The sequence below is a fragment of the Amycolatopsis stemonae genome, from assembly GCF_054781455.1.
Map to the genome: position 1 here is coordinate 738,079 of NZ_BAAGUJ010000003.1, position 22,866 is coordinate 760,944.

Consider the following 22,866-nt stretch of genomic DNA (forward strand, 5'->3'; position numbering starts at 1 on the left):
GTACGCCCGTTCGGGGGCGGCAATTCCCGTGATGTTGTCCTACCGTGGGCGCATGGTGCCGGACAGCCCGTCTCGGACCGCCCGATGACCTTCTTCAACGGCGGTCCCCGTGAGCGTCCCCTGTTCCCCGTTCCGGAACAGGAGCTCTACGCGTTCAACGGGCGGCACTGGACGGACGCCCCGCGCGAGCACATCGTCCCGGCCGTGCTGCCGTGGGCGCAGCCGCTGGGCCGGTCCGAGCGCACGGTGGTGGCCCTGCGGTCCATCGACGTGTGGCCGGAGGCCATGACCCTGCGGATCACCGTGTTCTCGCGCGACAGCCTGGTCGACGACCCCGCCGAGGGGCTGATCGACCACCGGCGCAAGCCCGACTACAACGGGCTGCTCTTCGGCGTGCTCTACGCCGACGGAAGCCGCGCGAGCTCCGAGACGGTTTCGGTGCCGTCGGCGTCCGAACCGGACGAACCGGTACTGCGGGCGCAACCGGTCGGCGGCACGCGCTTCGCCGTCGAGCACGACGTGTTCCTGTGGCCGCTCCCGTCGGCCGGCCCGCTGAAGCTGGTCGTCCAGTGGACCGACCGCGAGATCCCCGAGACGCGCACGACGCTCGACGGCGGCGCGATCCGGGCCGCGGCGAAGGACGCCGCGGAGATCTGGCCGGGGCTGGGCAAGCGGCAGGTGAACGGCCTGCCGGTGCGCCGCGTCGGCAAGCAGGTGGCCCTCACCCCCGAATGGGGGACCTCCGTGGTGCGGGCGGAAGAGCCCGAGCCCACCCGCGGGGACTAGCGCGTTTGTCGATCTGTGACCCCGGGCACCGGCGCCCGGGGTATCTCGAATGGATGAATGGGGTGGGTAGTTAGCGTCGTTGAAACACTTCGACCACCCGCCGGACATCTCCGGCTGGTGCAGTGGGTCTCCTCCCTTCCGACGCACGTGGCCGTGCACCCGCGAACCCGGAAAGGTCGCATATGGCTGGCTCGCCGCTCAGCGCACTCGACGTCGCTTTCCTTTGCCTGGAAAGCGAAACCTCCCCGATGCACATGGGAGCGGTGGTCACGTTCACCGCTCGCGGCCCGGTGGACCCCGAAGCGTTGACCGCGCTCCTGGCGCAGCGGGCCGCCGAGCTGCCGAAGCTGCGCCAGCGGGCGCGCGCGGAGCTGTTCCCGCCGGGTGCGGCGAGCTGGGCCGACGACCCGGATTTCGTTGCGGCCGACCACATTCACCACGTCGCGCTCAGCACGTTGTACGAACCGGACCCGCTCGCCGCGTACGCGTCGCGGTGGATCGCCGAGCCGCTCGACACGTCCCGGCCGCTGTGGCAGCTCACCCTGGCCACCGGGCTGCCGGACGGGAAGTTCGCCCTGCTGCTCAAGCTGCACCACGCGCTCACGGACGGCGCGGGCGCGTACGCGGTCACGGCCGGCCTGCTCGACGGCGTCGAACTGCCGCTGCGCGCCACTTCGGCCACGCCGCGGATCCCGGCCCCACGGTCCACTTTGGACACGGTGAAGGACGCGCTGGGCACGGTCTGGGGCCAGGCGAACGAGACGGCCGGGATCGCGTCGTCGCTCGTGCGGGCCGCGCGGCCGCCGCTCTCGCCGATCTCGGCGCCGGCGTCGGCCGAGCGACGGCTCGGATTCGTCCGGCTGCCGCTGAAGGAGCTGCGCCGGGTCCGCCAGGCCCACGGCGGCACGACCAACGACGTCGTGCTGGCGGTGCTTTCCGGCGCACTGCGCGGCTGGCTGGTGAACCGCGGCCACCGCGCCGACGGCCGCACGCTGCGCGCGCTGATCCCGGTGAGCGTGCGCGGCCGGACGGGCGACCCGCTCGGCGGCAACAAGCTCTCGGGGTACCTCTGCGACCTGCCGGTCGGCGAGGACGACCCGGTCGAGCGCCTGCGGGTGGTCCGGCGCGCGATGACGCGCAACAAGGCGGCGGGCCCGAGCCGCGGCGCCGGCGCGCTGCCGCTGCTGGCCGACCGCGTCCCGCCGCTGCTGCACCGCCTGGGCACGCGCAGGGCGGGCCAGGCCGCGCCGATGCTGTTCGACCTGGTGGTCACGACGGTCCCGCTGCCCCCGGCGCGGCTGTCCCTGGGCGGCGCCCGCCTGGCGGAGGTCTACCCGTTCGTCCCGCTGGCCCCGCGCCACGCGGTCGGCATCGCGGTGGCGACGTACCGCGACTCGGTCCACATCGGACTGCAGGTCAACGGCGAAGCGGTGCCGGACGTCGGCTCGCTGCGGGACGCGGTGCTGAAGTCCGCGGCCCAGCTGGTCGACGCTTCCTGACCCGGACGCCCCGAGGTGGCCTCGGGACGTCCGGCACGAATATCAGCCGCGGAGCATCTCCGCGACCAGGAACGCCAGCTCCAGGGACTGCTGCGTGTTCAGCCGCGGGTCGCAGGCCGTCTCGTAGCGGCCCGAGAGGTCGATGTCCGAGATCTCCTGGGCGCCGCCCAGGCACTCCGTGACGTCCTCGCCCGTCAGCTCCACGTGGATGCCGCCCGGGTAGCTGCCCAGCTGGTTGTGCACCTCGAAGAAGCCCTGGACCTCGTCGACGATGCGGTCGAAGTGGCGGGTCTTGTAGCCGGTCGACGACTCGTGCGTGTTGCCGTGCATCGGGTCGCACTGCCAGATGATCTTGTGCCCGGACGCTTCGACCTTCTCCACGATCGCCGGCAGCACCTCGCGGACCTTGCCGTTGCCCATCCGGGAGATGAGCGTCAGCCGGCCCGGCTCGAAGCGCGGGTCGAGCCGCTCGACGTACTCCAGCGCCTGCTCGGGCGTGGTCGTCGGGCCGATCTTGAGCCCGATCGGGTTGGCCAGCAGCTCGGCGAACGCGATGTGCGCACCGTCCAGCTGGCGGGTCCGCTCGCCGATCCAGAGGAAGTGCGACGACAGGTTGTACAGCTTCGGGTTCGCCGCGTCGGCCTTGTCCAGGCGCAGCATCGACCGCTCGTAGTCGAGCAGCAGCGCTTCGTGGCTGGCGAAGATCTCCGTCGACTGCAGGGACGTGTCGGTGACGCCGCACGCCGACATGAACCGCAGGCCGCGGTCGATCTCGTTGGCCAGTGCCTCGAAGCGCTGCGCCGCCGGCGACGCCGAGACGAAGTCCTTGTTCCAGTCGTGCACCTGGTGCAGGTCGGCCATGCCGGCGCCGGTCAGGGCGCGGACCAGGTTCATCGCCGCGCCCGCGTTCGCGTAGGCGCGGATCATCCGCCCGGGGTCCGGCACGCGCAGCTCGGGCTTCGCGACCAGCGAGTTGATGATGTCGCCGCGGTAGACCGGCAGGCCCAGCGCGTCCGTCGCGGCCGAACGCGGCTTCGCGTACTGGCCGGCGATGCGGCCGACCTTCACGACCGGGAGGCTCGCGCCGTAGGTCAGCACGACCGCCATCTGCAGCAGCGTGCGCAGGTTGGCGCGGATGTGCGGCTCGGTGTTGGACTCGAACGTCTCCGCGCAGTCACCGCCCTGGAGGAGGAAGGCCTCGCCGCGGGCGACCATGGCCAGCCGCTCCTTGAGGCGGTCGATCTCGTTGGGGACGGTGATCGGCGGCACGCTCTCGAGCACGCCGCGGACCCGGCGGGTGGCGTCCGGGTCGGGCCACTCCGGCTGTTGCGCGGCCGGCAGGGCCAGCGCCTTGTCGAGCCGCGCGCGCAGCTCGGGCGGCAGCGGCGGCAGTTCGGGCAGGGTGTCGACGGGGACGTCCACAGTCCAGTTCACGAACACCAGGATAGGGTTCGCGCCGTCCTCGGCTTCGCCCGGTTCGCCTCTGAGCTGGCATGACCCCAGATGTGCGGTGCTGAGCTGGGGACTCCTGATCCGGGTCACGGAAGTCCGCACGGCGGGAGAACCCGGCTCCCGCCATGCGGACGTCGTTCAGCCGGGACGGCAGGACCCGTCCGCAGGACTGCCCGGCCGCCGGGGTTCATCAGCAGCACGCCGCGGCGCCTGCCGGGAGAGGGTCAGCTCGATGGTGCGGCCGGGGTGCGTGTAGTCGAGGCCGGCCCTGGGCGACGGCGTCACGCCGTAGTCCGGGCAGGATGTCCACTTCGGACTCGCGCCCACCGGGCGCGCGCGGACGTCACCCGCCTTGCGCGCGGTTGTACAGGTTCTGCACGTCGGTGCCGAAGTACGGCCCGAACATGTAGCCCGGCAGGAAGGTGTAGCCGAAGCTGTTCACCGAAGCCTGGACACCGGTGCCGCTGGCTTCGCTGAACGACAGGAACCACGGCCCGCCGCTGGACCCGCCGGTCATGTCGCACCGCATGCCGTGGTCCTTCGTCAGCAGGAAGTCGGTGAACGTGCTGCCGCTGCAGTAGTCCAGCTTGGTCCCGTCGTAGGGCGCCTGCGCCGGATAGCCGAAGGTGTACATGCTCTGGTTCTTCGGCTGGTTGAAGGCGATGCCCTGGGCGCCGACGACGTCGGTGAGCTTCTGCCCGTTCAGCGGGTTCACGACGGCCATGCCGACGTCGTAGTTCATGTCCTCGCCGGCTTCCCACTGCGGCGTGGTCAGCGTGGACTTCGCCGTCCACTGGCCGTAGGGCGCGTTGCCGTTGTCGTAGCCGGGGACGAACGTCCACTGCGTGTGCCAGGTGCCCTGGTACTTCACGCAGTGCCCGGCGGTGACGACGACGCTGCTGTTCGCGCTGGTGACGGCGTCCCCGGAGCAGGAGGCCTTCTGGCCGTCGAAGAGGAAGAACACGCGGCCGGCGGTGTGCGTGACCTGGCCGCCGCCGGTCCACACGCCTCCGCCGTTGGGGATGCTCCGGATGACCGCGCTCTTCCCGCGGGCGACCTCCTTCGGTGTGACGCGGGGAGCCTTGACGAGCTTGTCCATCGGCACGGCGGCCCGCATCGCGGCGGCCGTCCAGAACGATCTCGGTGCGGCCTGCGCCGGGGCGCCGACCAGGGTGAATGCGAGGGCGAGGACCGCGGTGACCACCGCTGCCCGGAGGGTCGTGTGCTTCAAGACGCCCACCTTCCGCAACCGGCAAATGTTCGCAAAAGCGACATGGCTACTCGAAAGTAGTTGCCCGGTTACGCACACACATCCACCGTTCGGCCGTACTGGGTACGGCCGAACGGCGGACAGTGTCGATCAGACGACCGCGAGCGGCAACGCCGTCGGGTGCACCGGCGCCGGGAGGTCCGAGGCACCGGTCAGGAAGGCGTCGACCGCGTTGGCGACCGAACGGCCTTCCGCGATGGCCCAGACCACCAGCGAGGCGCCGCGGTGGGCGTCGCCGCAGACGAACACCCCCGGTGTCTCCGTCTGCCAGTCCGCGCCGCACGACAGCGTGCCGCGGCGGGTCAGCGACAGGCCCAGCTCGGACAGCAGCGGCATCTCCTCGACACCCTCGAAGCCGATCGCCAGCAGGACCAGGTCCGCCGGGAGCGTCTCGACCTCGTCGCCGACCGGGGTCACCTCGCGGCGGCCCGTCGCCGGGTCCTTCCGGACGCGGACCTGCTGCAGCTCGACCGCCGTCACGCGGCCTTCCGCGTTGCCGACGAACCGCTTGACCGCCACCGCGAACTTGCGCTCGCCGGCCTCCTCGTGCGCCGGGTAGGTGCGCAGGATGTACGGCCACGTCGGCCACGGCGAGCGGTCGTCGTCGCGGGTGGACGGCGGGGTCGGGTACTGGTCGAGCTGCGTCACCGACAGCGCGCCCTGGCGGGTCGCGGTGCCGTAGGAGTCCGCGCCCGTGTCGCCGCCGCCGATGATGACCACGTGCTTGCCGCGCGCGTCGATCGGCGACGGGCCGTCGCCCTCGACGTACTTGTTGGCCGGCACCAGGTGCTCCATCGCCAGGTGGATGCCGCCCAGCTCGCGGCCGGGCGTCGTCGTGTCGTCGCGGCCGCGCAGCGCGCCGACCGCGAGCACGACGGCGTCGTACTGCGCGCGCAGGTCCTCCACCGAAAGGTCGACGCCGACCTCGCAGCCCGTGACGAACTTGGTGCCCTCCTTGCGCAGCTGCGCGAGGCGGCGGTCGAGGACCTTCTTCTCCATCTTGAACTCGGGGATGCCGTAGCGCAGCAGGCCGCCGAGGCGGTCGTCGCGCTCGAACACCGTGACCTCGTGGCCGGCGCGGGTCAGCTGCTGGGCGGCGGCGAGCCCGGCCGGGCCGGAGCCGACGACCGCGACGCGCTGCCCGGTGGACTCCTCCGACACCTGCGGCTGGACGTACCCCGCTTCCCAGGACTGGTCGGCGATCGTCTGCTCGACGCGCTTGATCGCCACCGGCCCGCCGGACAGCGGCGAGATCGACAGGACGCAGCCCGCCTCGCACGGCGCCGGGCACAGCTTCCCGGTGAACTCCGGGAAGTTGTTGGTGGCGTGCAGCCGGTCGCTCGCCGCGGCCCAGTCGCCGCGGCGGACCAGGTCGTTCCACTCCGGGATCAGGTTGCCCAGCGGGCAGCCGGAGCCGCCGGAGTGGCAGAACGGGATGCCGCAGTCCATGCACCGCGACGCCTGCTTGCGCACCTTTTCGTTGCGCTCGCCCGGGTCGACGTCCGCGTAGACCTCGCCCCACGAGGAAAGCCGTTCCTCGTAGGACTTCTTCTTCGGCTCTTCGCGCTCGAACTTCAGGAAACCGGTCGGGTCAGCCACGAGCGGCCTCCATGATCGCCTCGTCGACGTCGCGGCCGGCGGCCTTGGCCGCCTTCGCCGCGTCCAGGACCCGCTGGTAGTCACGCGGCATCACCTTGGTGAACGCCACCGAACGGCGCGGCCAGTCGCCGAGCAGCGACGCGGCCACCGCGGAGCGGGTGAGATCGTAGTGCTGTTGCACGGTTTTCTTGAGCCACGCCAGGTCGTCGGCGGTCGGCTTGAGCAGGTCCACCATGTCCTGGTTGACCTTCCTGCGGTCGACGTCGAGCACGAACGCCATGCCGCCGGACATGCCGGCCGCCAGGTTCCGCCCGGTCGGGCCGAGCACCACCGCGCGGCCGCCGGTCATGTACTCGAAGGCGTGGTCGCCGACGCCCTCGGCGACGACCGTGGCGCCGGAGTTGCGGACGCAGAACCGCTCGCCGACCTGGCCGCGCAGGAAGATCTCGCCGGCCGTCGCGCCGTAGGCGATCGTGTTGCCCGCGATCGTCTGGGCTTCCGCGGCGAACGCGGCCTCCGGGTCGGGGCGCACGACGATCCGCCCGCCGGACAGGCCCTTGCCGACGTAGTCGTTCGCGTCGCCGACCATGTCGAGGGTGAGCCCGCGCGGCAGGAACGCGCCGAGCGACTGGCCCGCCGACCCGGTGAGCAGCACGTGGATCGTGTCCTCGGGCAGGCCGTCGCCGCCGTAGCGGCGGGTGATCTCCGAGCCGAGCAGCGTGCCGACGGTCCGGTTGACGTTGCGCACCGGCAGTTCGAGCCGCACCGGGTGCGCGTCCTCCAGCGCCGCCTCGGCGAGCTGGATGAGCGTGCGGTCCAGGGCGTGCTCGAGGCCGTGGTCCTGGCCGCGGGTGCGCCGCTTCGCGCCGCCGTACGGCGTCTCGGACGGCATCTCGAAGATCGGCGCCAGGTCCAGCCCGGACGCCTTCCAGTGGTCGACGGCCTCGTCGGTGTTCAGCAGCTCGGCGTGGCCGATGGCCTCGTCGAGCGTGCGGAAGCCCAGCGACGCCAGGGTTTCCCGGACCTCTTCCGCGACGAACTTGAAGAAGTTGACGACGTGCTCGACCTGGCCGGTGTAGCGCTTGCGCAGCTCGGGGCTCTGCGTGGCGACGCCGACCGGGCAGGTGTCGAGGTGGCAGACGCGCATCATGATGCACCCCGCGACGACGAGGGGGGCCGTCGCGAAGCCGTACTCCTCGGCGCCGAGCAGCGCCGCGATCACCACGTCGCGCCCGGTCTTCATGGCGCCGTCCACCTGCACGGTGATCCGGTCGCGCAACCCGTTGAGCAGCAACGTCTGCTGGGTCTCGGCGAGGCCGATCTCCCACGGCGTGCCCGCGTGCTTGAGCGAGTTCATCGGGGACGCGCCGGTGCCGCCGTCGTGGCCCGAGATGAGCACGACGTCCGCGTGCGCCTTGGACACACCGGCCGCGACGGTGCCGACGCCCAAAGAGGACACCAGCTTCACGTGGATGCGGGCGTGCTCGTTGGCGTTCTTGAGGTCGTGGATCAGCTGGGCCAGGTCCTCGATGGAGTAGATGTCGTGGTGCGGCGGCGGCGAAATGAGGCCGACGCCCGGCGTGGAGTGCCGGGTCCGCGCGATCCACGGGTACACCTTGTTCGGCGGCAGCTGACCGCCCTCGCCGGGCTTCGCGCCCTGCGCCATCTTGATCTGGATGTCGTCGGCGTTGACCAGGTACTCGCTGGTGACGCCGAAGCGGCCGGATGCGACCTGCTTGATCGCGCTGCGGCGCTCGGGGTCGTAGAGCCGCTCGGGATCTTCGCCGCCCTCACCGGTGTTGGACCGGCCGCCGATGCGGTTCATCGCGATGGCCAGGGTTTCGTGCGCCTCGGCCGAAATCGAGCCGTACGACATCGCGCCGGTGTTGAAGCGCTTGAAGATCGCCTCCGCGGGCTCGACCTCGTCGAGCGGGATCGGCTCGCGCACGCCGTTGCGGAACGAGAACAGCCCGCGCAGCGTGCCGCCCTCGCGGTAGAGGCGGTGCACTTCGTCGGTGTACTTGCGGTACACCTCGTCCCGGCCGGTCTTGGACGCGTGCTGCAGCAGGAACACCGTCTCCGGGGTGAACAGGTGCAGCTCGCCCTCGCGGCGGTAGGCGTACTCGCCGCCGGTCTCGAGTCCGCGGTGGACCCGCTCGGTCGGGTTGTCCGGGTACGCGCGGCGGTGCCGGACGGCGACCTCTTCGGCGAGCACCTCCAGGCCGACGCCGCCGAGCTTCGACGACGTGCCGGTGAAGTACTCGTCGAGCAGGTCCTGGCCGAGGCCGAGGGACTCGAAGACCTGGGCGGCGGTGTACGCGCCGACCGTCGAGATGCCCATCTTGGACATGATCTTCAGGACGCCCTTGACGAGCGCCTGCACGTAGTTGCGGACCGCCTTGCCCGCCTCGATGCCGGTGACCGCGCCCTGCCCGATCATGTCCTCGATGGTCTCGAAGGCCAGGTACGGGTTGACCGCGGCGGCGCCGTAGCCGAGCAGCAGCGCGATGTGGTGCACCTCGCGCGCGTCACCGGATTCGACGACCAGCGCGACGCGCAGGCGTTCCTTGGTGCGGACCAGGTGGTGGTGCACCGCGGAGACCAGCAGCAGCGACGGGATCGGCGCCATCCGGTGGTCGGAGTCGCGGTCGGACAGCACCAGCGTGCGCGCGCCGGCGGCGATCGCCTCGGACGCCTCCCGCCGGACGCGCTCGATCGCGCCCGCCAGCGCCTCGGCGCCGCCGTCCACTTCGTACAGTCCGGAAAGGACGCTGCAGGCGAAGCCGGGCAGGTCGCCGTCGTCGTTGATGTGGATGAGCTTGGCGAGCTCGTCGTTGTCGATGACCGGGTACGGCAGCTTGAGGTGGCGGCAGGACGCCGGCCCCGGGGCCAGGAGGTTGCGCTCCGGGCCCATGATCCGCGCCATGCACGTGACGAGCTCTTCGCGGATCGCGTCCAGCGGCGGGTTGGTCACCTGCGCGAAGTTCTGCTTGAAGTAGTCGTAGAGCAGCCGGGATCGCTTCGACAGCACCGCGGGCGGGGTGTCCGAGCCCATCGAACCGATCGGCTCGGCGCCCTTCTCGGCCATCGGCGCGAGGAGGATCTTCAGCTCTTCTTCGGTGTAGCCGAAGGAAAGCTGGCGGCGCAGCACCGAGTCGTGGCTCTGCACGACGTGGTCGCGGTCGGGCAGCTCGGCGAGCTTCAGCAGCCCGGCGTGCAGCCAGCCCTCGTACGGGAGCTTCCCGGCGAGCGCGGACTTGACCTCTTCGTCGTCCACGATCCGGCCGGCTTCGGTGTCCACGAGGAACATCCGGCCGGGCTTGAGGCGCCCCTTGGCCACGACGTCCTTCGGTGCGACGTCGAGGACGCCGGCCTCGCTGGCGAGCACGACGCGGTCGTCGGCCGTGCGCCACCAGCGCGCGGGACGGAGGCCGTTGCGGTCCAGGACCGCCCCGACCAGGGTGCCGTCGGTGAAGGTGACGCACGCCGGGCCGTCCCACGGCTCCATCAGGCTCGCGTGGAACTGGTAGAACGCGCGGCGTTCCGGCTTCATCGTCGCGTGGTTTTCCCACGCCTCCGGGATCATCATCAGCACCGCGTGCGGCAGCGACCGGCCGCCGAGGTGCAGCAGCTCCAGGACCTCGTCGAAGGACGCCGAGTCCGACGCGTCCGGCGAGCAGATCGGGAAGAGCCGGGTCAGGTCGCCGGGCAGGAGCTCGGACTCCAGCAGCGCCTCGCGGGCCCGCATGCGGTTGCGGTTGCCGCGGATGGTGTTGATCTCGCCGTTGTGGGCCACGAACCGGAACGGGTGGGCCAGCGGCCACGACGGGAACGTGTTGGTGGAGAAGCGGGAGTGCACCAGCGCGATGGCGCTTTCCAGCCGCTCGTCGCGCAGGTCGGCGAAGAACGCGGGCAGCTGCTCCGGCGTGACCATGCCCTTGTAGACGATGGTTCGCGAGGACAGCGACGGGAAGTACGTGCCACAGCCCGAGTTCGCGCTCTCGTGCTCGACGCGCTTGCGCAGGCAGAAGGCGAGGCGGTCGAGCTCGAGGTCCGCTTTCCCGTCGCCACTGACGAAAAGCATCGCGAAGTGCGGCATGACCGAGCGGGCGGTCGGGCCGATGTCGGCGCGGTCGGCGTCGACGGGGACCTCGCGCCAGCCGAGGACCTCCAGTCCTTCTTCGACGGCGATGCGTTCCGCGAGCTCGACGGCCTTGCGGCGCTGCTCGGCGTCTTCGGGGAGGAACGCGATGCCGGCGGCGTAGGTGTGGTGCCCGTGCTCGTCGGGTTCGGGGAGCGGGAAGCCGGCTTCGGCGCGCAGCAGCGTGTCAGGCAGCTGCAGCAGGATGCCGGCGCCGTCGCCGCTGGTCGGTTCGGCGCCGGCGGCGCCGCGGTGGTCGAGGTTGGTCAGCGCGGCCAGGCCGTCGGTGACGATGCCGTGGGAGCGGCGCCCGCGGATGTCGGCCACCATGGCCACACCGCAGGAGTCCTGTTCGGTCTCCGGGTCGTAAAGACCCTGCTTGCCGGGCATGGCGGAGAAGATCATGAAGGGACCTCCTTCGTCGTCTCGTCTGTCGTGCGGGGCCGGGCTACCGGCCGGGGAGCGCACGGGACGACGATGGCCCGCTTGTTAGCGCGACTTTAACACCTGGGAAACATGGCAGCACCCGTTCAGAGCGCCCCGAGCGACGTCGGACGGTAACGATCTGGCTGCGCGGAACGACGTAGTTCCTGATGGGTTCCCGGTAGTTCGCTGTGCTAAGTATACGTCCCGGAAACTCGCGTCAAGCTTAACGTGACGGGCCCGACGCGGCAGCCCCGAAGTGTGCCGCCGGTCACTAGAACGTGTTACATTTCGGCGCATGATCCTCGACCGGTTCAAGCTCACCGACCAGGTCGCCGTGGTCACCGGCGCGGGGCGCGGGATCGGCGCGGCCACGGCCGTGGCCCTCGCCGAAGCGGGCGCCGACGTGGTCATCGCCTCCCGCACCGAAGCCCAGCTCTCGGAGGTCGCGGCACACGTCGCGGCGGCCGGCCGGCGCGCGCACGTCGTGCCCGCCGACCTCTCCGACCCGGCCGCCGCCGCGAAGCTGGCGTCCGTCGCGGTCGCCGAGTTCGGCCGGCTCGACCTGGTGGTCAACAACGTCGGCGGCACCTACCCCCGGCCCCTGCTGGAGACCACGCCCGAGTTCCTGGAAGAGGCCTTCCGCTTCAACGTCGCGACCGCGCACGCGCTGACGACGGCGGCGGCACCGTCCTTGGTGGAGACCGGCGGTTCGGTCGTCAACATCTCGTCGGTGATGGGCCGGGTGTCCGGCCGCGGCTTCGCGGCCTACGGAACGGCGAAGGCGGCGCTGGCCCACTACACGCGCCTGGCGGCCGCCGACCTGGCGCCCCGGGTGCGGGTCAACGCGATCTCGGTCGGCTCGGTCCTGACGTCGGCACTGGAGATCGTCGCCGGCAACCCGGAGCTGCGGGAGAAGATGGAGTCCGCGACCCCGCTGAAGCGCATCGGCGAGGCCGAGGACATCGCGGCGACCGTGGTGTTCCTGGCGTCGCGGGCCGGCGGCTACCTCACCGGCAAGATCCTCGAAGTCGACGGCGGCCTGCAGGCCCCCAACCTTGAGCTGGGCCTGCCCGACCTGGCCTGACCGGCCTTTTTCGCCGAACCACCCACGCCCCGTGTCCACCTGGTGTCATAGTGTTGCCCGACCGAGGGATCATCAGGGGACAGCGAGGGGGAGATCCGTGGCCGACTTCGAAGTCGACCCCGCGGCGATGCGCGAGTACGCCCAGGTCGTCGACGGCCTGCACCAGGCCGTGACCAAGATCGACGAGTACATGCGCTCGACGGCGTGCGACAAGTCCGGCTTCACCGGCCTGTTCACGGTGCTGCAGCCGGTCGTCGACCTGGTCGGGAACCTCTACGGCGAGACGCTGAAGTTCGGGCACTCCCGGCTGAGCTCGCTGAGCCAGGGCGTCCAGTCGGCGGCGAACGCCTACGCGACGCACGACGAGAACGCCAAGAAGATGCTCGACGAGCTGCGCGCGAAGCTCGAGGCGCGGGGCGGCGCGCCCGGCGAGCCGGGCGGCGTGCCCGACGACTTCCCGACGATGCCGCACCCGGCCTGACGCAGACGAGGGGAACGACGTGGCCAAGACCGGACACCATGGCGGAGCGTCCACGAAGGACAAGCCGAAAAAGAAGAAGGACGAAGACGAGAAGCCCGAAGGCAAGAAGAAGAAGGACGACGGCGGCGACGAACCCAAGGAGCACTCGTCCGCGCCGGGCCCGGGTGCGCAGACGTCGTACGGCTTCGACGACGGCAGCTCGGTCACCGAGCCCCTGCAGAAGCCGGAAGACACCTCCGGCGAGGACGTCCAGGACCTGGTCAAGGACGCCGGCGTCGAGGTGCTGGCCGTCGAGTGGGTGTACCAGAAGATCACCGGCACCACGCTGACCCAGCAGTTCATCGAGCCGCTGACCGGGGACTTCTCCAAGATGTCGGCGGACGCGGTGGCGTGGCGCAACATCGGCGAGACGGTGAAGGCGCTGTCGGTGGTGATGTCGGAGAACGAGAAGGTGCTCGGCGAGCACTGGACCGGCCCGGCGTCGCTGGCGCACAAGGCGTACATCGACCTCGGCTGGAAGGCCGGCCTGGCCGCCGAAGCCGGGATCGCCGAGCTCATCGCCAAGGGCTTCGACCTGCTCTCCGAGACGTCGAAGAAGCTCGCCGCGAAGGCGCTCGACCTGCTCAAGAGCCTGATCGACCGGCTGCTGGTGATGGCCGCCGAGGCGTGCGTGCCAATCGCCGGCTGGGTGGCCGACGCGATCACCGCCCTCAGCGAGATCATCCCGCTGATCGACGCGCTGATCTCGATCATCGACATGATCAAGGACATCGTCGAAAAGGTCGGCGACCTCTGGAACTCGCTGAAGGACATCGGGTCGCAGCTGGCGAAGATCAAGGACGTGCAGAACGTCGGCGACCTCTTCGACATCGGCAAGGGCATCGCCGGCGACGTCGGCGACGTCAAGGACGACGCGAAGAGCATCTCCGGCGGGGTCCACGACATCAAGGACAAGGCGAAGGAAGGCGTCGAAGAGCACCGCGAGCGCAAGGAAGAGACCAAGGAGCGCCGGGAGGAACGCCGGCAGCGGGTCACCGCCGGCCACCCGGCCAGCGGGCGCATCAGCGGACGAATCGACTAGGAGAACCCATGTCCCAGCCCACCCCGCCGGACGCGTGGAAGACCGCGGCCATCCGGGAAGCCGAGTCCGCACTGGACCGCAGCGTGAGCAAGTCGCGTCAGCTGCTCAAGGATCTGGAGAAGCTCCAGCTGCCGCCGGTCGAGCGGACCGCGTCGCCCGAGAAGATCGCGGCGCTGCAGGCCGCCGCGGCCCGGCCGGACGCGCCGCCGCAGCTGCGCCTGCTCAAGCGGAAGGTCGACGCCGGCGAGCTCTCGTGGGAGGACGTCGCCTCCGGCAAGGCGTTCGCCGACCCCGAGGTCCGCGCGCTCGCCATGGGCCGGCTCGGCGAAGCCCACGAGATGTACGAGGAGATCCGGGAAGGCGCGACGCCCGACGAGGTGCTCGAGGCGCGTACCGGCGGCCGCCCCGCCGACCCCTTGGCCGACACCGGTCGCTCGCCGTACGCGGCCGGGCCCGCCGCACCGGCCGGCTACTCGCCCGACGACCCGCTGGCGAGCGGCCGCGCCCCCGAGCCGCCCGCCGACCCCGGCCGGCCGGGCGGGCCCTCCGGCCGGTGGTCCACCGAACCGCAGTCCGAGCCCCCGGCGCGGCCGGAACCGGAGCCGCCCGCGCGGCACCGGCGTGAGCCGGAGTGGGAGGACGACGACTTCGCCGACCCGCTCGCCGAGGACACCGCTCCCCCGCCCTCGGCCCCCGAGCGGCGCACCCGGCGCGACAGCCCGGCGGACGACGACTACTTCGGCGGCTCCTTCCTGAGCTGAACACGGCGAAGGCCCCACGCGATCCGCGTGGGGCCTTCGCCGTCGGGTCAGCTTTCGGCCGGTTTCTCCTCCGGGGCGTCCTCGCCCGGCTTGTCGGCCGGCACGCCGGCGTGCTCGGGCTCCGGCTCCGCGTCGGCGGGTGCCTCGGCCACGGCGTCCTTGCTCCGCAGCGACTCCGGCGACTCCCGCGGCCCGCGCTTGGCGGCGAGCACGAAGTACGCCACCGCGCCCGCGAACAGCAGGATCGACGTCCAGACGTTCACCCGCAGGCCGAGGATGTGGTTCGCGGTGTCGGTCCGCATCATCTCGATCCAGCCGCGGCCCACGGTGTAGCCCGCGACGTACAGCGCGAACGCCCGGCCGTGCCCGAGCTTGAACTTCCGGTCGGCCCACACCACGAGCAGCGCGACCAGCAGGTTCCAGATCAGCTCGTACAGGAACGTCGGGTGGACCGGGCTCTCCGGCAGCGGGATGTGCCCGGTCGCGACGCCGTTGAGCAGGTTGTTCGGGTCGTCCGGGTTGAAGCGCTGGTAGACCTCCAGGCCCCACGGCAGGTCGGTGTGCGCGCCGTAGAGCTCCTGGTTGAAGTAGTTGCCGATGCGGCCGATGGCCTGCGCGACGACGATGCCGGGGGCGATCGCGTCCGCCATCGCCGGCAGCGGGATGCCCTTGCGGCGGCAGGCGATGAGCGCGCCCACGCCGCCGAGGGCGATGGCGCCCCAGATGCCGAGGCCGCCGTCCCAGATCGCGAACGCGTTCCAGGGGTTCTTGCCCTCGGTGAAGTACAGCTCGGGGTCGGTGATCACGTGGTACAACCGGCCGCCGACCAGGCCGAACGGCACGGCGAACACGGCGACGTCGATCACCGTGCCCTTGGTGCCGCCGCGAGCGGCCCAGCGCCGCTCACCCCACCAGATCGCCACGATGATGCCGGCGATGATGCAGAGGGCGTACGCGCGGATCGGGATCGGCCCGAGGTGCCAGACCCCGCGGTCGGGGCTGGGGATCGTCGCGAGGTAGGCGCTCATCACGCGGCCACCGTAGCGCTAGCTCGTCTCCGCATCCACAGCGGCCAGGTACCCCGCCACCAGCGCGTGCGCCACCTGGACCACGGCTTGGTCGCGCGGGAGGAACCGTTCGTCGTGCAGGCTGGGCACGCCGGCGGTGTCGCCGAGGCCGACGAAGAGCATCAGGCCGCGCGTCTTCCCGCCGCAGTAGTGGGCGAAGTCGTCGGCGCCGAACGAGCGGAACCCGTCGTCGACGGTGAAGCCGGCGTGCGCCAGCCAGCGCTGCGCGCCCGTGGCCAGCTCCGGGTCGTTGGCGAGCACCGGCTCGCACGGGCTGATCTCCAGCTCGGCGGTGCAGCCGTGCGCCTTCGCCGTGCCGTGCACGATCTCGGCGAGCGCTTCCAGCGCCGTCTCGCGGTCCTCGGCCCGCATCAGGCGCAGCGAACCGAACGCGCTCGCGCTGTTCGGGACGACGTTGGCGGCCGCGCCGCCCTGGATCCGGCCGACCGAGCAGACCGCGCCGAACACCGGGTCGATCCGCCGCGACGCGAGCTGCTGCAGGCTCACGACCAGCTGCGAGAGCGCCAGGATCGGGTCGCGCAGCAGGTGCGGGTAGCCGGCGTGGCCGCCCTGGCCGTGCATCGTCACCTCGAACTCGTCGGTGGACGCGTTCACCGGGCCCGGCACCGCCGCGACGACGCCGTGCGCGATCCGCGGCTGGACGTGCGCGCCGATCACCGCGGCCACCCCGGCCTCGGCCAGGACGCCGGACTCGACGATGTCGAGCGCGCCCGGCGGCGACGTCTCCTCCCGCGGCTGCAGCAGCGCCAGGATCGGCCGCGGGACGCCGACGCGGACCGCCGCGCGGCAGACCGCGACCAGCGCGGCCAGGTGGACGTCGTGGCCGCAGGCGTGCATCAGGCCGTTCTCCGACGCCCACGCCACGCCGGTGCCCTCCAGCACCGGGAGGGCGTCGAGCTCGGCCCGCAGCGCGACGACCGGCCCGTCGCCGCCCGGCAGCGGGATCGCGCGGCCGGTCTTGGCGACGCGGGTGCCGTCACCGGCGCCCAGCGCGGCGGCGACCAGTCGGGCGGTGTCCTCCTCGTCGCCGGAGCCGCGCGGGTCGGCGTGCACCGCGTGCCGCAGCTCGACGGCGGCGGGCAGCTCGTCGGCGATGGCCCGCGTCCAGCGGTCCCAGAGGTCGTTCACGCGTGCTCCCAGCGGTAGATCCTCTTCGCGTTCTCGTGTCCCACCAAAGCACACAGCCGGACGGCGTCCACTTCGGACATCGCACCGGCGTCGAGCGCGGCGCGCAGGAAGTCCGAAAGTCCCTGCCGGAACAGGGCGGTGCCCAGGTGGTACAGCTCGGCCAGGCCGAACGCGTCGGTGGAGAAGAGGACCTTGCCGAACGGCGCGATCTCCAGCAGCTCGGCGAGGATCGCCGGCGCGCGGAAGCCCGCGTTGTGCGTGGCCAGGCCGACGTCGGCGAAGACGTGCTCGAAGACCTGCGCGAGGTAGGCGGCGTTGCGGTGGAACGGGTAGTTGTGCAGCAGCAGGATCGGCACGCCGAGGTCCCGGGTGGCCCGCAGCAGCGCGGTGAGCCGCAGCGGGTCGCAGCGGTGCAGGTCGACGTCGGAGTCGCCGTAGCCGACGTGGAACTGCACCGGCAGGCCCAGGTCGAGGCCGGTCCAGACGAGGTGCCGGTGCAGCACCTCGTCGGCGAGCCGGACGGTTCCGGCGCGCAGCCAGCGTCCGGCGGCGGCGGTCACCTCCGCCGCGGACGGCCGCTCCCCCGCCAGGTCGAGGCCGACGCGGTAGGCCGCGATCGACTTGAGCCCGACGGCGGTCGCGGCGCGTTTCCCCAGCTCGTCCGCGAAGGCCGCGGCGAACCCCTGCGCGGTCGTGCCCTCGATCACCGCCTCCGCGACCTGTTCCAGCCGGACGATGTCGTGCGCGCGGGTGCCCGCCAGCTCCGCGAACTCCGCCGTCGTGGTCAGCGCGTCCGGGAGGAACCCGCCGTCCAGCAGGAAGTCCGTCGTGCCGGTGGCCCGCAGGAACCGCCGCGCCACCTCCGCCGCGCCCAGTTCGGCGCGGCGTTCGAGGTAGGCGGCGGCTTCCGCGTGCTTCGGCAGGCCGAGCACGGGCGCGCAGCGTTCGCGCACGGCCAGCCCGATCAGCGAGTCGAACAGGCTGGTGCCGAGCGGCGACGGCGTGTCCGCTTCGGTCAGCATCGCCTCGAACTCCGCGCGGGCGACGTCTTCGGTGACGACGCCGTGGCAGTGGTGGTCCACCAGCGGCAGGTCCGCGACGAACGGGAGCAGGTCGGTCATGCGCCTCCGTCCACGGTGGTCAGCCTCTCCCCCACCCTACGAGCGAAGCCGGGCGCGGACAGCACCAAGATCACGGCCAGCACCAGCACCGCCCCGGCCACCACGGGGAACCACCGCGCGGGGCCGTCGGCCGGGTAGGGCACCACGTTGACGTACACGGTGTACCCGAGCACGGCGAGCGCGCCGATCGGGAACACGAGGTGCCACACCGGCACCCGCATGCGGCGCTTCACGAACAGCAGCAGGATCGCGCCGACCGTCGTGAGCAGGTAGATCACCAGCAGGACAAGCGTCCCGATCGAACCGCTCCAGGCGAAGGTGTCCGACGCGGTCGCGCCGAAGAACAGCGCGCACACCAGGATGATCAGCACCGCCGCGGCGGTCACCGCGCTCACCGCCGCCACCGGGGTGCCGCGGCCGGACGTCCGGCCGATGCCGCGGCCGCCGAACGCGTCGCGCCCGAGGGCGAACAGCAGCCGCGAGCCGCCGACGACGCAGGCCAGGCAGCAGCCGAACGCGCTGATCGCGGCGCCCACGCTGATGACGTCGCCGACCCAGGCGCCCGCGTACCGGCTGCCCAGGTCGCCGAGCAGGGACGGCGAGTCGTGGAACGCGGTCGCGTCCGCGCCGAACGCCATCATCTCGACCGCGGTGACCACGACGAAGTACACCCCGCCGAAGATCGCCGTGCCGAGGATCGCGCGCGGGATGTTGCGCTTCGGGTCGTGGGTCTCCTCGCCGAGCGTCGCCGCCGCTTCGAACCCGGCGAAGGACAGGAAGCCGAAGACCGCGCCGAGGAACACGCCGGACATCCCGGTGTCCGGGACGAACACGTCCAGGGTGAACCGGCCGCCCGGTGCGTTGCCGGCCAGCAGCCGGACCAGGATCACGACCGTGACCAGCAGGATCACCGCGATCGTCGCGCCTTCGACGGCGAGCAGCGTGCTGGTGCCGCGGCGTGCGGGCACCACGGCCAGCAGCCACGCGCCGGCCAGCGCGACGGCCGTCAGCACGAACGGCCCCCAGGACGGCGGGTCCGGCCAGATCCCCACCTGGGTCAGGAAGGCCGTGCCCAGCGTGCCCGCGGCCGAGCTGGTGACGACGGCGTAGAACGTGTACGTGCCGAGCAGGCCGATGCCGGAGACCACGCCGGCGCGCGGGCCGAGCGTCGCGCCGACGAACGCGTACACCGACCCGGCGTGCTGGTAGTACTGGCAGAGCTTGACGAACCCGTAGGCGACCAGCAGCACGCCGACGGCCGAGAGCAGGAAGGCGAGCGGGACGGCGCGGCCGGCGGAGGCCGCGGTCTGCTGGGGGTTGATGTTGGCGGCCATGCTGGGGGCCATCAACGCCACGGACAGGCCGACGGCCTGCCAGACGGAGAGGGAACGGCGCAGCCCTGGACGGGTTTCGACGGTGTCTGACACGATCTCCACCTCTTTTCTGCGGTGAAACCTCAAGTGAACATCGACGGGAGCGGAATGAGCCAGCTCGATCGGGCAGAACTCGCACGACAGGGCGCACTCCGGGCCGACGGCCTGCGCGCGGCCGGGGTCGAGCTCGTCGCGCTGACCTTCGTGGACAACAGCGGCATCGCGCGGGTCAAGGCCGTCCCGGTGGACCGGCTGTGGTCGGCGGCGGCGTGGGGCGTCGGTGCGTCGAACTCGTTCGACTTCTTCCTGGCCACCGACGACATCACCGACGGGACGTATTCGCGCGGCCCGGTCGGCGACCTGCGGCTGCACCCGGACCTCGGCGCGCTCGTGCCGCTGGCCGCGCAGCCGGGCTGGGCGTGGGCGCCGGTCCTGAAGTACGACCAGGAGGGCGAGCCGCACCCGCAGGACGCGCGGGCGCTGGCCGCGACCGCGACGGCCCGGGTCGCGGCGCTGGGCTTCACCGTCCGGACGGCGTTCGAGATCGAATGGGTGATCACGGCGGCCGACGCGCCGGACGACCCGCGCTCGGCGACCGCCGGCCCGGCCTACGGCTACGCCCGGCTTTCGGCGCAGGCTTCGTACCTGCGCGCGCTGGTGTCCGCGCTGACCGCGCAAGGCGTTGTGGTGGAACAGGTCCACCCCGAATACGCGGCGGGGCAGTTCGAGCTGTCGGTGGCGGCCGAAGACCCGGTGCGCGCGGCGGACGTCGCGGTGCTGACGCGCGAGACGATCCGGACGGTCAGTTCCCGGCACGGGCTGCGCGCGTCGTTCACGCCGAAGTTCTTGCCGGACGGCGTCGGCAACGGCGGCCACGTCCACCTGAGCCTCTGGGACGGCGACCGCAACCTGTGCGCCGGCGGCGACGGCCGGTTCGGCCTGACGGCCACCGCGGAGGCGTTCGGCGCGGGGATCTTTTCGCGGCTGCCGGCGTTGCTGGCGATCGGCGCGCCTTCGGTGGTCAGCTACCTGCGGCTCGAACCGCACCACTGGGCCGGGGTGTTTTCGGCGTGGGGCCTGGAAAACCGCGAGGCACCGCTGCGGCTGGTCCAGGGCCCGGCCGGGCAGCGCGAGCGGGCGGCGAACTTCGAGGTCAAGTGCTTCGACCTGACCGCGAACCCGTACCTGGTGGTGGCGGCGCTGCTGTTCGCGGGCCTGGCGGGGCTCGACGCGTCCGCGGAACTGCCGGACCCGGTGGACGTCGACCCGGGGACGCTGCCGTCGGCGGTGCGGCTGCCGACGTCGCTGGCGGACGCGGTGGCGGCGTTCGAAGCGGATTCCGCCCTGACTTCGGCGTTCGGCGCGGAGCTCGCGACGACGCTGGTGGACGTGCGCCGCGGCGAGATCGCGCGGCTGGGGGCGTTGCCGCCGGCCGAACTGTGCGCCGTGATGCGCTACCTCCACTGAGATCTTTTCACCGGAAACGATTCGCCGCGAATGCCGGTTTTTCACCCGGAAACCGTTCTGTGATCAGGACGTTATCTGTGCTAACGTCCTGCGCCGGGTGAGGTGAGGAGGCCGAAAGAAGGCACAGTTCATGCCAGACACTCGTCCCCGCCACCGGCAGCGGCCTTGGAAGCTCAAGGTGACCGTCGTGGCGGCCGCGGCGTCGCTCGGCGCGGTCGGGATCGCGGTGGCCGCACCGCGGACCCCGGCCCCGGCGCCCGTGGCGACCCCCAACCCGAGCTGCACCCTGAAGGTGCCCGACAACCCGCTGTCCGCGCGTGGCCTGGCCACGCCGTACCAGCTCGCCGCGACCGACCCGCGGCTCGGCGCGTGCCACGAAGCGGAGGACGCGCAGGGCGCCTTCGTCGAAGCGACCGTGCTCGACCCCGCCACCGGGCGGCTTTCCGTGTACCACCCGCTCGTCGTCGACGCGGGCACCGCGCCCGCCGCGGCGCCGGTGGTCCCCGCCCTGCCGCGCGGCGCCGTCGTCGGGCTGTGGTTCGGGTTCAACGGCGACACCCTGACCCTCGGCGGCGCCGCGGCGAAGACCTGCGTCAACGGCCTCGGCCGGTCCCTGTTCGGGCAGGTCGCCTTCTGCGGCGCCCCGGCGTTCTTCGCCGCGGCGAACAGCGCGACGCGCGCCGGCAAGCTGCGGATCCCGCCGCTCGGGCGGGCGAAGGACGGCCGGGCGTGCCCGTCGGTGCGGGACTTCTCGCTGGTGGACCAGGACCAGAGCGACAACGTCACCACGACCTACCTCGCGACCCCCGACGGCCGGACGGCCCAGGCCACGGCCGCGAACTCGCGGGCGCTCCGGAAACCGGCCACCCTCGCCAACGGCAGCGACAACCGCCTGCTCGACGCCTTCGTGGACCCGGCGCTGGGGTGCACGCCGTTCACGGCCCCGGACCTGACGGACGGCGGCCGCCCGACGACGTCCCTGGCGTTGAACGAACTGCAGGCGGCGGCCGGGCAGCGCGCCCCGGTCGCGCTGGTGCCCCCGGGCGACCCGATGACGCTCGTCGACGGCAAACCCAGCGAGGCCAAGGCGAACCTCTACCGCGCGGGCGTCGACCAGCCGCCACTGGACCGGCGGTCGGCGAGCACCCGGGCGTACTGCCGCGACCTGCGGACGGCGGGGCTGGACCGGCTCACGACCGACCGCCGGCTGCTGCGGGCGGCCCCGTCCCCGGACGACGGCGTCGGCCTGCTGAAGTTCCTGACCGACCGGCTCCAGGGTTCACTGCAGCAGCTGGGCTGCACGCGCCCGGCGGCCTCGGCCCACCCGGCCGCGGCGGCCGAGCCGGACCCGGCGGACCAGGCGGCGGCGACCGACGCCGTGCGGACGCTGGGCACGATCGGCTGAGCGTTCAGAGGGCCCCGGCGACTTCGTCTCGCAGCTGCGGAAGCTTGGCGTAGAGGCGGTCGCCGGGGCACTCGGTGTTGTAGAAGTCGCGGTGCCCCTTGATCTCCTCGACGGGGATGCCGTACTGGCGGCAGACGTAGGCGCAGAAGACGACGAGCGAGGCCCACTGCGCTTCGGGCGGCTCGACACTGGTGTAGGTGCCTTCGTTCTCGATGCCGATGGCGTTGGTGTTCTGGCCCGGGCAGTGGGCGCCCTGGACCATGGTGGTCCCGCCGCGCAGGGCGTCGAGACTGCCGTGCCGCCCTTCGAGCCGGTACCCGCCGCGGCTGACGGTGAAGTGCTGGCCGGTGTCGGACCAGCCGTTGTTGTCCATGTGGTCGTGCTGGTCGTCGCGGGCGACCTGGAAGGCGTGCTGCTGGGAGTAGTCGGTGCTGTTGGGGCAGGCGATGTGGTGGATGAGGACGCGGTTCGCCGGGTGGTACAGGGTGGTGAGCGCGTCGGAGGGCGGCCGCGCCCCCCATTCGGCACAGCTGTAGATCCGCGGCGCGGTCGCCGCTCCGGCAGCTCTGGGCAGGAGCAGCCCGGCGGCTCCGGCGGCGGCGAGCCCGGCGGCGCCACGGAGGAAGGTGCGCCGCGGAAGGTGTGCGATGTCCATGCGGCGGAGCCTGCCGCGAAGCCGTACAGCTTTCGTACAAACGGAGGTC

General features: G+C 72.0%; 17 protein-coding genes. 8 read left to right on the top strand and 9 right to left on the bottom strand.

The genetic code is table 11. The features are described from left to right. The first annotated feature begins 84 nt into the window (after positions 1–84). Positions 85–786 carry a hypothetical protein gene (locus tag ACYVLJ_RS15260; protein ID WP_451973997.1) on the top strand — a complete coding sequence of 234 codons (702 nt, stop codon included), beginning with the start codon at positions 85–87 and terminating at the stop codon, positions 784–786. Positions 787–968: 182 nt separating this feature from the next. Continuing rightward, positions 969–2,285: a WS/DGAT/MGAT family O-acyltransferase gene (locus tag ACYVLJ_RS15265; RefSeq protein ID WP_460439062.1), complete on the top strand. Its 1,317-nt coding sequence runs from the start codon at positions 969–971 to the stop codon at positions 2,283–2,285. 42 nt (positions 2,286–2,327) lie between these two features. Here ACYVLJ_RS15265 and ACYVLJ_RS15270 read toward each other — a convergent pair whose 3' ends face one another. The 4 genes from ACYVLJ_RS15270 to gltB all read right to left on the bottom strand — a co-directional run bounded on the left by ACYVLJ_RS15270 (position 2,328) and on the right by gltB (position 11,152). Further along, positions 2,328–3,719 carry a class II 3-deoxy-7-phosphoheptulonate synthase gene (locus ACYVLJ_RS15270; protein ID WP_451974001.1) on the bottom strand — a complete coding sequence of 464 codons (1,392 nt, stop codon included), beginning with the start codon at positions 3,717–3,719 and terminating at the stop codon, positions 2,328–2,330. Between the two features lie 361 nt (positions 3,720–4,080). Then, entirely contained in the window at positions 4,081–4,968 is an 888-nt protein-coding gene (locus ACYVLJ_RS15275; RefSeq protein ID WP_460439063.1) for a trypsin-like serine peptidase, read from the bottom strand. A gap of 129 nt (positions 4,969–5,097) precedes the next feature. Next, positions 5,098–6,606, bottom strand: a complete 1,509-nt coding sequence (locus ACYVLJ_RS15280) for a glutamate synthase subunit beta (RefSeq protein ID WP_460439064.1) — start codon at positions 6,604–6,606, stop codon at positions 5,098–5,100. Beyond that, positions 6,599–11,152, bottom strand: coding sequence for a glutamate synthase family protein (gene gltB / locus ACYVLJ_RS15285; protein ID WP_460439065.1), 4,554 nt, complete (start codon positions 11,150–11,152; stop codon positions 6,599–6,601). The genes ACYVLJ_RS15280 and gltB overlap by 8 nt, the downstream gene beginning before the upstream one ends. Before the next feature lie 316 nt (positions 11,153–11,468). Between gltB and ACYVLJ_RS15290 the strand changes: the two genes are divergently transcribed. The 4 genes from ACYVLJ_RS15290 (at position 11,469) to ACYVLJ_RS15305 (ending at position 14,580) form a co-directional block, all read left to right on the top strand. Continuing rightward, on the top strand, positions 11,469–12,257 hold the full coding sequence (locus tag ACYVLJ_RS15290) for an SDR family oxidoreductase (protein ID WP_460439066.1): 789 nt from the start codon (positions 11,469–11,471) through the stop codon (positions 12,255–12,257). Positions 12,258–12,354: 97 nt separating this feature from the next. Further along, positions 12,355–12,738 carry a type VII secretion target gene (locus tag ACYVLJ_RS15295; RefSeq protein WP_451974011.1) on the top strand — a complete coding sequence of 128 codons (384 nt, stop codon included), beginning with the start codon at positions 12,355–12,357 and terminating at the stop codon, positions 12,736–12,738. Positions 12,739–12,757: 19 nt separating this feature from the next. Further along, positions 12,758–13,819, top strand: a complete 1,062-nt coding sequence (locus tag ACYVLJ_RS15300; protein ID WP_451974013.1) for a hypothetical protein — start codon at positions 12,758–12,760, stop codon at positions 13,817–13,819. Between the two features lie 8 nt (positions 13,820–13,827). Next, positions 13,828–14,580 (top strand): hypothetical protein, encoded by a 753-nt coding sequence (locus ACYVLJ_RS15305; RefSeq protein WP_460439067.1) that lies wholly within the window; start codon positions 13,828–13,830, stop codon positions 14,578–14,580. Between the two features lie 47 nt (positions 14,581–14,627). On the opposite strand, the gene lgt is transcribed toward ACYVLJ_RS15305, so the two are convergent. The 4 genes from lgt to ACYVLJ_RS15325 are packed head-to-tail and all read right to left on the bottom strand — an operon-like array spanning position 14,628 to position 19,344. Beyond that, positions 14,628–15,608, bottom strand: a complete 981-nt coding sequence (lgt, locus tag ACYVLJ_RS15310) for a prolipoprotein diacylglyceryl transferase (protein WP_460439068.1) — start codon at positions 15,606–15,608, stop codon at positions 14,628–14,630. A gap of 18 nt (positions 15,609–15,626) precedes the next feature. After that, positions 15,627–16,796, bottom strand: coding sequence for a M20 metallopeptidase family protein (locus ACYVLJ_RS15315; RefSeq protein WP_460439069.1), 1,170 nt, complete (start codon positions 16,794–16,796; stop codon positions 15,627–15,629). Further along, entirely contained in the window at positions 16,793–17,917 is a 1,125-nt protein-coding gene (locus tag ACYVLJ_RS15320; protein ID WP_460439070.1) for an amidohydrolase family protein, read from the bottom strand. The genes ACYVLJ_RS15315 and ACYVLJ_RS15320 overlap by 4 nt, the downstream gene beginning before the upstream one ends. Beyond that, positions 17,914–19,344, bottom strand: a complete 1,431-nt coding sequence (locus tag ACYVLJ_RS15325; protein WP_460439071.1) for an APC family permease — start codon at positions 19,342–19,344, stop codon at positions 17,914–17,916. Before ACYVLJ_RS15325 ends, ACYVLJ_RS15320 begins: the two co-directional genes overlap by 4 nt. A gap of 54 nt (positions 19,345–19,398) precedes the next feature. Here ACYVLJ_RS15325 and ACYVLJ_RS15330 point away from each other — a divergent pair, with 54 nt between their 5' ends. Beyond that, complete coding sequence (locus ACYVLJ_RS15330; RefSeq protein WP_460439072.1) at positions 19,399–20,757, top strand: type I glutamate--ammonia ligase; 1,359 nt, start codon at positions 19,399–19,401, stop codon at positions 20,755–20,757. Between the two features lie 130 nt (positions 20,758–20,887). Then, positions 20,888–22,162: a hypothetical protein gene (locus ACYVLJ_RS15335; RefSeq protein ID WP_460439073.1), complete on the top strand. Its 1,275-nt coding sequence runs from the start codon at positions 20,888–20,890 to the stop codon at positions 22,160–22,162. Positions 22,163–22,166: 4 nt separating this feature from the next. On the opposite strand, the gene ACYVLJ_RS15340 is transcribed toward ACYVLJ_RS15335, so the two are convergent. Further along, complete coding sequence (locus tag ACYVLJ_RS15340; RefSeq protein WP_460439074.1) at positions 22,167–22,817, bottom strand: peptidoglycan recognition protein family protein; 651 nt, start codon at positions 22,815–22,817, stop codon at positions 22,167–22,169. Positions 22,818–22,866: the final 49 nt, after the last annotated feature.